General features: G+C 49.2%; 11 protein-coding genes. 9 read left to right on the top strand and 2 right to left on the bottom strand.

Annotation, left to right across the window (positions count from 1 at the left end; genetic code table 11):
- Nucleotides 1-9: 9 nt before the first annotated feature.
- Both BLT35_RS14430 and BLT35_RS14425 read right to left on the bottom strand, forming a co-directional pair.
- Nucleotides 10-1,314 (bottom strand): dicarboxylate/amino acid:cation symporter, encoded by a 1,305-nt coding sequence (locus BLT35_RS14430; protein WP_074728595.1) that lies wholly within the window; start codon nt 1,312-1,314, stop codon nt 10-12.
- Nucleotides 1,315-1,425: 111 nt separating this feature from the next.
- The gene (locus BLT35_RS14425) at nt 1,426-2,454 is read right to left on the bottom strand and encodes a DctP family TRAP transporter solute-binding subunit (RefSeq protein ID WP_074728593.1); all 1,029 of its coding nucleotides are present in this window, start codon (nt 2,452-2,454) and stop codon (nt 1,426-1,428) included.
- A gap of 88 nt (nt 2,455-2,542) precedes the next feature.
- Between BLT35_RS14425 and BLT35_RS14420 the strand changes: the two genes are divergently transcribed.
- The 9 genes from BLT35_RS14420 (at nt 2,543) to BLT35_RS14380 (ending at nt 12,194) form a co-directional block, all read left to right on the top strand.
- Nucleotides 2,543-4,144: an ATP-binding protein gene (locus BLT35_RS14420; protein ID WP_082660877.1), complete on the top strand. Its 1,602-nt coding sequence runs from the start codon at nt 2,543-2,545 to the stop codon at nt 4,142-4,144.
- Nucleotides 4,137-4,892 (top strand): response regulator, encoded by a 756-nt coding sequence (locus BLT35_RS14415; RefSeq protein WP_062409797.1) that lies wholly within the window; start codon nt 4,137-4,139, stop codon nt 4,890-4,892. The genes BLT35_RS14420 and BLT35_RS14415 overlap by 8 nt, the downstream gene beginning before the upstream one ends.
- Nucleotides 4,893-5,057: 165 nt before the next feature.
- On the top strand, nt 5,058-5,717 hold the full coding sequence (locus BLT35_RS14410) for a GntR family transcriptional regulator (protein ID WP_062411046.1): 660 nt from the start codon (nt 5,058-5,060) through the stop codon (nt 5,715-5,717).
- A 147-nt stretch (nt 5,718-5,864) separates the two neighbouring features.
- Complete coding sequence (locus BLT35_RS14405; protein WP_074728591.1) at nt 5,865-7,184, top strand: extracellular solute-binding protein; 1,320 nt, start codon at nt 5,865-5,867, stop codon at nt 7,182-7,184.
- Between the two features lie 75 nt (nt 7,185-7,259).
- Complete coding sequence (locus BLT35_RS14400) at nt 7,260-8,216, top strand: carbohydrate ABC transporter permease (protein WP_054817492.1); 957 nt, start codon at nt 7,260-7,262, stop codon at nt 8,214-8,216.
- Nucleotides 8,216-9,043, top strand: coding sequence for a carbohydrate ABC transporter permease (locus tag BLT35_RS14395; protein ID WP_054817493.1), 828 nt, complete (start codon nt 8,216-8,218; stop codon nt 9,041-9,043). Before BLT35_RS14400 ends, BLT35_RS14395 begins: the two co-directional genes overlap by 1 nt.
- 31 nt (nt 9,044-9,074) lie before the next feature.
- Nucleotides 9,075-10,178 carry a type I phosphomannose isomerase catalytic subunit gene (locus BLT35_RS14390; RefSeq protein WP_062409794.1) on the top strand — a complete coding sequence of 368 codons (1,104 nt, stop codon included), beginning with the start codon at nt 9,075-9,077 and terminating at the stop codon, nt 10,176-10,178.
- Nucleotides 10,179-10,272: 94 nt separating this feature from the next.
- Nucleotides 10,273-11,346, top strand: a complete 1,074-nt coding sequence (uxuA, locus tag BLT35_RS14385) for a mannonate dehydratase (protein WP_054817495.1) — start codon at nt 10,273-10,275, stop codon at nt 11,344-11,346.
- Nucleotides 11,346-12,194: an SDR family oxidoreductase gene (locus tag BLT35_RS14380; RefSeq protein WP_062409793.1), complete on the top strand. Its 849-nt coding sequence runs from the start codon at nt 11,346-11,348 to the stop codon at nt 12,192-12,194. The genes uxuA and BLT35_RS14380 overlap by 1 nt, the downstream gene beginning before the upstream one ends.

Below are 12,194 nucleotides of genomic sequence, written 5' to 3'. Positions count from 1 at the left end.
TTTATAAGGTTAGACCGATTTGGGAACACTGTTTTTGATCGGTTGAGTTTCTTCCGCCGTTTGTCCTGCTGCGGATTCAAGCTGCCCGCCAGGATGAAATTCGTTTTCCGATTTGGCGACGATGACGGTGGCTACGCCGTTGCCGATCAGATTCGTAATGGCGCGCGCTTCCGACATGAACCGGTCGACGCCGAGGAGCAGAGCCATACCCGCCAGAGGGATGGAAGGAAAGGCGGCCAAAGTGGCGGCAAGCGTGATGAATCCCGAACCAGTGACGCCCGCCGCGCCTTTTGAGGTTACCATCAGTATGCCAAGCAGCGTAAGCTGCTGCCAGATGGTCATTTCCACCCCGGATGCCTGGGCGACAAACATGGCGGCCATCGACAGGTAGATGGCCGTGCCGTCCAGATTGAACGAGTAGCCGGTAGGGACGACCAAACCGACGACCGACTTGGAACAGCCGTATTTTTCGAGCTTATCCATCATGCGCGGCAGTGCCGACTCAGAGGAAGAAGTGCCCAACACCAGCATGATTTCCTCTTTAATGTAAGCGATAAATTTAAATATGCTGAAGCCGTATGCTTTGGTGATCATTCCGAGAACGACAATGATAAACAAAGCCATCGTAATATAAACCGAACCCATCAGCTTTCCTAAAGAAGTAAGGGACTCAATCCCGAATTTGCCGATCGTATACGACATGGCGCCGAAGGCGGCAATCGGAGACACTTTCATGACCATGTTTACGACACCGAAAAAGGCGTGCGAAAGCTTATCGAACAGATCAATGACCGGCTTGGCCTTGTCGCCCATAGCGGTCAAAGACAAACCGAACAGGATCGCAAAGAACAGAATCGGCAGCAGATCTCCGCCGGCCATGGCGGCGACGACATTATCGGGTACGATGCCTACAAGAAAGTCGATAAAGCCGTGATTGGATTGTTCCGCCGCTTTCTCCGTGTACTTGGAAATGTCTCCGGTTGCTTTGGAAGCGTCGATCCCTGCACCCGGTTTAACCAAGTTGACAACCACAAGACCGATCGCCAGCGCGATCGTGGTAACGATTTCGAAATATAAAAGCGCTTTCCCGCCGATGCGGCCAACTTTTTTCATATCGCCCATGTTTGCGATCCCGTGCACAACGGTAAAGAACACGATAGGCGCAATAACCATTTTGATTAACTTGATAAAGACATCTCCAAGGACTTTCAATTTTTCGCCCGTTGCGGGAAAGAAATGTCCAAGGAGGATGCCTAGTATGATGGCAATAACGACTTGAACGGTTAAGTTTCTCAAATTGATCCGGAATTTCATGGGACAGCCTCACTTTCACTTTTTTGAAAACGTTTTTTCGTGTCCCAAGTGTATTAAAGAAAGCGGATCAAAACAATAATACGGTCATATTGTTTGTTTAGTATCTTTTGGTCAACGGATCTCATTCATCAAGTCTTTCCCGATGATGACGGTGAATTCCTCGTATAACGGCTCAAAGCGTTTTTTCCAGAGGGCCTTTTCCTCATCGGAAAGCGTGATGATTTGCAGAGACTGATTTTGAAAAAGGGATTGCAGCTGATTCTGGTGCAATAACGATTCACGGTTATTCCAATCCGACGTTTCCTTTAACGCTTCCTGGAGAAGCTGCTGTACGTCGGGAGGGAGATTCTCCCAAAACCGCTTGTTGAATGTGACGACATAGCCAAGATAACCGTGGTTGCTTATCGTCATAAAACGCTGAACCTGGTACAGCCGTTTGCTTAGAATATTGGAGATGGTATTCTCCTGCCCATCCGCTCTGCCAGTCTCCAGCGTCCGGTAAAGTTCATTAAAAGGCGTGCTGATCGTCGATGCGTTCAGCGCTTTAAACTGCCGCTCCAACACCGTGCTTGGCTGAATCCGGAATTTCAGGCCTTGAAAGTCTTCAGGCGTCCGCAGCGGACGGACGTTATTGGTGACCTGCCGGAAGCCGTTATGCCAGAAGGCGGCTCCTTTCAAACCTTTAGCCTCCAGCGTCGCGAGCAGGCGCTGACCCAAAGCTCCTTGAAGGGATCGGTCGACTTCCTCCTGATTCTGAAAAAGGAACGGGAGATCCATGACAAGCCACATGGGATCGATTTTGTTCATATTAGAAAATGAGGGAGCGATCATTTGAACGTCGTCATGCTGCAGGGCGGCGATTTCGGTGTCTTCCGTGTACAGCATGCCGTTCGGGAACACCTGGACTTCGACACGGTCCTGCGACTTCTCTTTGACGAGCTGGGCAAAATGAGCCGCGGCGAGTCCTTTGGGCGTATTCTCGGCGACGACGTGGCTGAATTTGATGATAATCCGGTCTTTGAGGCCGGTAAACTCCTCATCGTAAGGCAGTTCGCCTTTGATATCAGGTTGAAAACCGATGACATATGCGGCAAGCAAGCCAAGCACAAGAAAGATGCCGATTCCCGCAACTGTTTTGATATGAACTCACCTCCGGGTTATTGCTATTTCAGCCCTATTATTTCACAATAAGGTAGAAAAATAAACCGCACGAAAGGAAGGGGAAACGGTGAACCGGCTGCGCATCTATTGGAAAATCATGCTTCTTTCGTTCGGATTGGTCCTTTTCTCCCTCCTGATTGGCGGCATTGTACTGATCGGCAGCCTTACCCGGCTCAAGGAGGATGAACTGAGAAACCGGCTTACGATAACGGCGCAAACCGTTGCCAATCTGCCGAATGTCATCGAAACCATCGATGATCCCGATGCCGCGGCTCATATTGCTCCGGTTGCGGACAAGATCCGGATTTTAAATCGTGTCTCCTATATCAGCGTGCTTGACATGAACCGGAGACGATTGTCCCATCCGTTATCGGAGCGCATCGGCGGAACGTTCGCCGCAGAAGAGAACGAGACGGCATTCGCCGAGCACACGTATGTCTCAAAGGTGCGAAACGAAGCGGGCGTCGGCCTTCGGGCTTTTGTACCGGTCATGAACGCCGCGCATGAGCAGGTCGGGGTGGTCGTGGCGGGCGGCCTGCTCCCGGGTATAGATGAGCTGATCCGCGAGGAAAAACGTCCGCTCGCCGTTACTTCCCTGATATCGCTTCTGTTCGGCATCTTCGGCTCCGTACTGCTGGCCCGCCATATCAAGCGGCAGATGTTTAATCTGGAGCCTCAGGAAATCGCCAGAATGTTCAGAGAACGTACGGCGGCGTTCCAGGCGATGCAGGAGGGGATTATTGCCATCGACCGGAGCGGAGTCATTACGATATTCAATGAACGCGCCAAACAAATTTTCGGCATAAAACATGATGCGACGGGACGGGCCATCGGCGATGTCATTCCGGAAACCCGGCTGATGGAAGTGCTCGATTCGGGACAGCCGGCGCTGGGCAAGGAACTGAAATTCGGAGGGACGATCCTGTGGAGCAACCTGATTCCGATCCGCGAGGCGGGGGATACGGTCGGAGCCATCGGGATCTTCCAGGATCGGACGGAAGTGACGAGGATGGCCGAGGAATTGACCGGCGTACGTGAATTTGTCCATGCTCTACGGGCGCAAAATCATGAGCATATGAACAAGATACACACCGCGGCGGGATTGATTCAGCTTGGAAAACAGCAGGAGGCGCTCAATTACCTGTTCGAAATCGCAGATCAGCAGGAAGAGATTACGCGGTTTCTGCAGCAGCATTTTGACGATGACGGCGTGGCCGGACTGCTTCTGGGCAAGATCAGCCGCGGCAAGGAGCTTGGCATTGAGCTCCGCATTAACCCGAACAGCAGATTGAAACGCTTTCCGGAGCTTCTTGACCGCCATGACTTCGTACTGCTGCTCGGTAACCTGATCGAAAATGCCTTCGATGCCCTTGCCGATGTGGAAGCCGAGCATAAAGAAGTATATGTCAGCATTGAGCAGAATGAGGAACTGCTGTCCATCGCGGTCGAAGACAACGGGTGCGGCATGTCGCAAGAGACGATTGACCGCATGCTGGAACGCGGTTTTTCCACCAAGGAGGGGGAGAATCGGGGGATGGGCCTGTATTTGCTGAACGATATTGTAACCAAAGGCAACGGCAAGTTAACATGTGAATCGTCGGTCGGTTTGGGCACAACGATGGAAATCATATTTCCGATGAAAGGCGGGACAGGTACACGTGATGAATAACACAGAGAAGCCGTATTTTCGGGTGCTGTTGATTGAGGATGATCCTATGGTCCAGGAAGTGAACCGCCAGTTTGTGGAGCAGGTGGAAGGTTTTCATGTTGTAGGCATGGCAACCAACGGTTTAGAGGGACTGAAGCTGATTGAGCAGTTGAAGCCGGATCTGGTCTTTCTTGACATCTTCATGCCCTCGCTTGACGGAATTGCCACCCTGCAGCGCATCCGCTCTGCAACGATGCCTGTCGACGTGATCGTCGTGACGGCTGCCAAAGATGCCGAGACCGTGCGTTCAATGATGCGCAACGGCGCGTTTGATTATATCATTAAACCGTTCAAGATCGAACGGGTTCACAAGACGTTGGAGCGGTACCGTGAACGGCACATGACGCTTAAGCCCGGAGCATCGGTAACCCAGGATCAGTTGGATAACATTCTGATTAGCGGCGAATCCGCAGGTGAAGCGGAAATGAAGAAAACGCCGGTGGATTATTGGCAAATTTCGTCTGACGATCTGCCTAAAGGGCTTAATGCGGCGACGCTTAAACAGGTGCTCAGCGTCATGGAGCATCAGGGCGGCCGCCTGTCCGCGGAGGAAACGGCTGCAGGAGTAGGCATCTCCCGCGTGACGGCAAGACGATACCTGGAATTTCTTGAGAAACGCGGGATCGTGCGTCTCGAGGTACATTACGGCACGATAGGCCGTCCCGTCAATAGATATGAATTGCTGCATGATCAAAACGACCAAAAATAAGTGCGATAACGAAATAGATAGGACGATCGCGGGAACGGTTGAAAAACAACCTTGCTTACGATCGTTTTTTTGTTGATTTTTTTAAAAAAACTTATATACAAGAATGGTAGTGTGGTTGTATACTAGTGTGGGAGGAGTTGATCCAGATTGGAATGGGGAAGAAAGATGATGGCCAGATCTACCCGGGATCATGTGTATCAATTACTAAGAGAAAACATTTTAAACATGCAGTTGGAACCCGGAACCAACATTTCGGAGAATGAGATTTCTGAAAAATTCACAGTGAGCCGAACCCCGATAAGGGAAGCTTTTCTTCGCTTGGCTCAAGAGGGCCTGCTGGAAATTTATCCGCAAAAAGGTACCGTTGTTTCTTTGATTGATCTGGAACGGGTGGAAGAAGCCAGATTTATGCGCGAGCAGGTAGAAAAAGCCGTCATTCTTTTGGCTTGTGACCATTTTCCAAAGGAATATCTCTTTGAGCTTGAAAAAAATCTGAGAATGCAGGAGCTTTGCACTCAGGAGCACGACTATACCAAATTGTTTGAACTGGACGAGCAATTCCATCAAACGATCTTTGAAGGCTGCAATAAAAAGCGCTCATGGCAGACGATTCAATCCATGAAGATGGACCTGGACCGGATTCGTATGCTGAGATTGGCTACGGATTACAATTGGACCGACATTCTGATGCAGCATCAAGAGATCGTACAAGTGATCAAAGAACGGCAGTCCGATCGGGCTGAAACCATCATACGGCAGCATCTGAATCTGGTTATTCACGATCGGGATGCGTTGAAAATGAAATATCCCGCCTTTTTCAAATAGATAAAGCGCTTCCTTGCAAACAAGGAGCGGATCGGATTTGAAAGCGGATACATATTCTGAATTAACATAAGGTGGTGATAAGGGGCAACGGATGAAGGTTCTTTTTGTAAACGCTTTAATTCATATGATCATTAGGAGGTCAAAAACATGAAGAAAGCACTCATTTCCATTCCGCTTGCTGTTCTTACAGCAACAACGCTGCTTGCAGGATGTTCAAGTAACGAAGAGGCGCCAGCTTCACCCGGCAGCGCTTCTACGGAACCGGTTGAATTGAATCTTTGGGGAGGCCATCCGGAAATCGATCCCTGGTATAAGAAAATGGCTGAAGAATATAAAAAAGAGAAGCCCAACGTAAACGTGACGATTTCATCGTTTCCTCTGCGTGACTTTGAAAAGAAAATTGCAGCGGCCCTGCCTTCCCAAAGCGCGGCGGAAATTGTAACGATCAATCCTGTCGTGGCTTTGCGATATATTGAAGGCGATATGCTGCATAAGGCCCCGGAAGATCTGGCCAAATTGGTCAACACGGAGAGCAGCTTCCCTAAGATCATTTCGGAGACCGCAAATTATAACGGCAATGTATACGGCATTCCGCTTCATATATCGAAAGCCGTTTTATTCTATAACAAAAAAATGTTTGAAGAAGCGGGTCTTAGCGGTCCTCCGACCACGATGGATCAATATTTGGAGTATGCGCAAAAAACAGCAAAACGAGACGCGTCCGGAAAGCTGATTCGAGCCGGACAATCTCTCCGCTTGAGCGGCGGCGGCAGCGGCGTTGCCGAGAAATTCTGGGTTTTGCTCATGCAAAACGGCGGCAGCGTCGTGAAGAAAATAAGCGACGGGCAATATAAAGCGAATTATGACAACGATGCGGGTTTGAAGACGGTTCAAATGTATGTGGACATGGTTCACAAATATAAAACCGATGATCCGACATTGAAGCACGATGCAGAAGCTTTTGAAATGGAAGCGGCGGCCTTCTTCTCACGGGAGTCCTGGGTGGTCGGCGATATTCAGAAGAAAGCTCCAAATCTGCAGTATGATACGGCCCCCATGCCGAAGGCGACTTTGGTTGTTCCTTTTAACTTCCATGTCAGCAAGTCGGCGGAAGGCAATGTTGCGGCGGCCGCTTGGGACTTCATTCGCTTTATGATGAAGCCTGAAAATCAAGTGGAGCTGATGCGCATGACCGGCTGGCAGCCCGCAAGGGAGGATTTGGATTTGGAGAGCCTGTTCAAGGAAGTCCCTCAATATAAGAGCTTCTTTGAAAAACGTGAATTGGAAACGTATCCGCCACTGCCGGAGTTTGATGAAATTATGACCAAGTTTGCAGACAGGCTTGCCAATAAAATATTTACCGATGCCAGCTTAGTGGACAATCCGGACAAAATCAGAGCGTTGTTGGCCGAGGCTGCCAAGGAAACGAATGACATCTTGAAACAATACGGACATCTGGCTCCATAATCAATGACAAATTGGCAGATTCGGTCATTGTATGGCCGGATCTGTCAATATCCTAATGGAAGGGGAATCGTTCTCTTGTCATCAACAACGATTAAACCGGAAGGTTCGCCGGCTAAACGTGTGAAGCGTTCCAATAAACTGACAAGATCAGCGACTTGGTTTTGTTTCCTGGGATTGCTGCCGATCCTTGCCTTATTTACTTATATCCGTCTCATTCCTATTGTCAAAACGTTCTATATGAGTCTGTTTCAATGGGACATGGTTTCTCCTAAGAAGCCGTTTATCGGCTTGCAAAACTACATCACCTTGTTCCAGAATGAAAACTTTCTGATCTCGTTGAAAAACACGACGATTATCGCTTTTAATGTCTTTCTATTCAGCGTACCGTTCGCTTTAATGTTAGCCGTGCTTATATTAAACCAGGTTCGGTTCAAGTCATGGTATGAGGCCATCTACTTCCTGCCCTTTATTGCACCCATGGTTCCGGTGACGGTGATTTGGAAATGGATTCTGGATGCGAACAATGGATTAATGAACTACTTTATTTCATTCTTCGGCATTTCCTCCAAAGCGTGGCTGCTGGATCCCAAGCTGGCTATTGTTTCGGTCATTATGCTGACCGTATGGAAAACGCTCGGGTACAATATGGTCATTTTCATGGTAGGGCTTAAAGGGATTTCCAAAGAATACTACGAAGCGGCTGCCATTGACGGAGCGACGGGGATTAAGGCGTTTTGGCACATTACGGTGCCGATTCTCAAGCCCATCACGGTGTTTGTCTCGGTCATCACCTTAATCCACAGCTACAATGTATTTAGTCAAATCTATATTCTGGCATCCGACGTGCAAGGCGCTCCGGGTTATGTGGTAAGGGTGCTTGTGTACGACATGATCGAGAACGGATTCCGCTTCTTTAAAATGGGATATGCTTCTGCCGAAGCCGTTATTTTATTCTTGATCGTACTCGCTTTAACGTTGATTCAATTGGGATTGGCTAAAGAAAGAACGTCCTCGAAGAAGGGGCTGAGCTGATGATTCGTACTGTACGTTTACAAAACATACTGGCGGGAAGCGTTCTGATGCTGGGCTCGATCGTCATGCTGATCCCTTTTATCTGGATGATTCTGACGGCATTCAAAACAGCTCCGGAACTGAACCAATGGCCGCCCAGTATGTGGCCGCAGCAATGGAACCTGCACAATTTTGCAGAGGTGTTTAGTAAAGTGGAAATTCCACTGTACTTGAGAAACAGCTTGGGCATGGCCTTGATCTCAGCGGCGTCGATCGTTTTTACTTCGACGTTATCGGGATATATATTCGCCAAGTTCCGGTTCAAAGGCAAGAACTTCTTGTTTGCGCTCGTTCTGGCAACGGCGATCGTCCCTTTTGAGATTTATATGATCCCGCTCTATTTGCAAATGAAGGAATTGGATTTAATCAATACCTTCCAAAGCTTGTTTATCCCTTATTTGATTATGAGCTTCGGGATCTTCTTCATGAGGCAAAACATCATTCAACAAATTCCCGATGAAATCATTGAATCCGCAAGAGTGGAAGGTGCGTCGGAGTGGGGAATTTTTGTTAGAATTATTGTTCCGCTTTGCAAATCTCCGATGAGCGCACTGGCCATTTTTGCCTACATCGAGGCATGGAATGCTTTCGTTTGGCCGCTTCTTGTCATGGGGAAGAAAACCTACTATACGATGGAGCTTGGGCTGGCCATGCTGCAATCTTCATTCGGAATAGAGCTCAATATTATCTCAGCCGGTGCAGTGATTTCCGTTTTGCCGATTCTCATAGTGTTTATCTTCTTGCGCAGATATATTATCGAAAGCGTGAGTATGACCGGACTGAAGTAGAATCCTTTAGACTTTGCAGGTGGTGAAAAGCGTGGCTGCGAATCAGATCGAATTAAAGCCGTTTAAATTATCGAGAAACCGGGTTTGGCGAACATATGCCGGAGGGGAATGCCTGGAGCGGTGGCAGGGCGGCTCCCATCCATCGGACAGCTCTTTTCCCGAGGAATGGGTAGCCTCGACGGTGATCGCTTCGAATGCAGGAAGAGAAGAAGTGGTGGAAGGATTAAGCGAGATTGTACTGGAGAATGGAAAGTCCATCACTTTAAAGGATCTCATCCGTTCCAATCCGGAAGATATCTTAGGCCGTCGGCATACGGCGAAATATGGTTCCGAAACGGCGGTGCTGGTGAAAGTTCTGGACGCCGGGGAGCGGCTGACGATTCAGGTTCATCCGGACCGTGAATTCGCGCAATCCGCCTTCCAATCCGTATTCGGCAAAACGGAGGCCTGGTATATTCTCGGAGGCCGCACCATCGGCGGGGAAGATCCGTATGTGCTGCTCGGGTTCAAACCGGGAATGACGCAGGCCAAATGGAAGCAGCTTTTTGAAGATCAGGATATTCCGGGCATGATCGGCGCGCTGCATAAAATTCCTGTGCAGCCGGGCGATGTCTTTCTTGTGGAAGGCGGGGTTCCGCATGCCATCGGGAGCGGATGCTTTTTAATCGAAATTCAAGAGCCTACGGATTACACCTTGCGGGTGGAAAGAACGACGCCCAGAGGCCATTCGCTGCCGGATTTCGCCTGCCATCAAGGGTTAGGCTTTGAGCGGATGCTGGAATGCTTCCATTATGAAGCCTATGACGAACAGGAAACATTGAGCCGATGGAAGAAAGAACCGGCTTTAGTCAGACAGCTGGCCGGCGGAAGCGAGTACGCACTCATAGATCAAAGCTCTACAGACCGGTTCCGCATGCATTTGCTGGAGATTCTAGACGAGCTGCAGGTCGAAGGGAACGGCACATTTTCTATCGCTATTGTGATTTCCGGCACGGGAACCATCGTTTGCCGGGGGCAAGCCCAGGACGTCAGCCAAGCGGACGAGATCTTTTTTCCTGCCGTTCTTGAGCAAGTGAACTGGATCAATACCGGTAAGGAGCCGATGAAAGTGATTCTTTGCTATCCTCCCGAATAAGATGCGGGCTGCTGCCCGATTGGAGGCCGTTGGAAAGCTGATGTGCATGTTTACTGTGTGGAATCCCGATAATGACTGAAAGGCAGGAGCAAGCGTGAGAATGGTATTCAGATGGTTTGGCGAGGGAAACGATCATGTTTCTCTTGACCAAATTAAACAAATCCCCGGCGTAGAGGGTATCGTATGGGCGCTTCATGACGTTCCCGTAGGGGAAGAGTGGCCCATGGACAAAATCATTGAAGTTAAAAACCATGCCGAACACTATGGGTTCAACATCGATGTCGTGGAAAGCGTGAATGTTCATGAGGATATTAAGCTGGGTCTTCCTACCCGGGATCAGTATATTGAAAACTATAAAAAAACGATAGAGAAGCTGGCGTCCGTTGGTGTAAAGGTGATTTGCTACAATTTCATGCCGGTTTTTGATTGGATACGAACCGACTTGTACAAGGAGCTGGAGGATGGCTCCACCGCCCTCTTCTATGAAAAGGCGAAGCTGGATCAGATAGACCCGATGGAATTGGTGCATCAAATTGCGGACAATCCAAAGTTTACGATACCGGGCTGGGAGCCGGAGAGATTAGCTTATCTTTCCCAATTATTCGAAGCCTATAAGCATGTAACGGAGGAAGATTTATGGAATAACCTGCACTATTTCCTGGAGCAGATTATTCCCGTAGCCGAGGCGAACTACATCCGTATGGCGATTCACCCCGACGACCCGCCGTGGTCCGTATTTGGACTGCCGAGAATTATCACCAATCGGGAGAACATCAGAAGGCTGTTAAAGCTTGTCGATAATCCATACCATGGCGTCACGCTTTGCAGCGGTTCTTTGGGCGCGAATCCAAACAATAATATAGCGGAGATGGTTCGGGAGTTCGCGGACCGGATTCCATTCGCCCATATCCGCAATGTAAGGGTGTACGATAACGGCGATTTTATTGAGACTTCCCATCGAACCCGGGACGGTTCGGTAGACATATATGATATCGTCAAAGCTTATCATGAAAACGGGTTTACCGGGTATGCCAGACCCGACCACGGCAGACATATCTGGAATGAAGAGTGCCGTCCCGGTTACGGGCTTTATGACAGGGCTCTCGGCATCATGTACCTGTGGGGAATCTGGGATACACTAGACAGACTGCAAAAGGAGAGAGCGTAATGCTGCAGTTGAACAGCAATTTGCAAGGGAAAGTCGCGGTCGTTACCGGTGGAAGCGGAGTCCTGTGCGGGGCCATGGCCAAAGAGCTTGGACGACAAGGCGTCAAAGTGGCCATTTTGAATCTGAATGAAGAAAAGGGCCGAAAGGTGGCTCAGGAAATCAGAAATTCAGGCGGTACGGCCATAGCTGTCCCCTGCAACGTATTGGATGTGGAGAGCGTAAAGAAGGCCGAGGAAATCATTTCGAAAGAGCTGGGCATTTGCGACATCCTGATCAACGGAGCGGGAGGTAATCATCCCAAAGGAACGACGACGAATGAAATCTTAAAATTGGAAGATATTGATAATCATGAAATCACGACTTTTTTTGATTTGAGCAAAGAAGGGTTCGAATATGTTTTTGATTTGAATTTAATGGGTACGCTCATTCCGACACAAATCTTCACCAGGAAAATGATAAACCGCAAAGGCGCGGTGGTCATTAATATGTCCTCTATGAGCGCGCCGTCCCCGATGACCAAGGTTCCTGCCTATAGTGCGGCCAAAGCCGCGATTGACAACCTGACTCAATGGTTGGCGGTGCATATGGCGAATGTGGGCATTCGCGTCAATGCCATTGCTCCGGGTTTTTTCCTGACCGAACAAAACCGGAAGCTGTTAACCAACGAAGACGGGTCTTTAACGGAAAGATCGAATAAAATTTTGGCCCATACCCCGATGCGGAGATTCGGATCTCCCGAAGATCTTCTGGGAACGATGATCTGGTTGGCCGATGAGCAGATGTCGGGCTTCGTAACCGGAATTACGATTCCGGTAGACGGCGGATTCATGGCGTATTCAGGGGTCTGA

The organism is Paenibacillus naphthalenovorans (assembly GCF_900099895.1).
GTDB classification, from domain to species: Bacteria; Bacillota; Bacilli; order Paenibacillales; family NBRC-103111; genus Paenibacillus_G; species Paenibacillus_G naphthalenovorans.
This window is presented reverse-complemented; position numbering and strand designations above follow the sequence as displayed.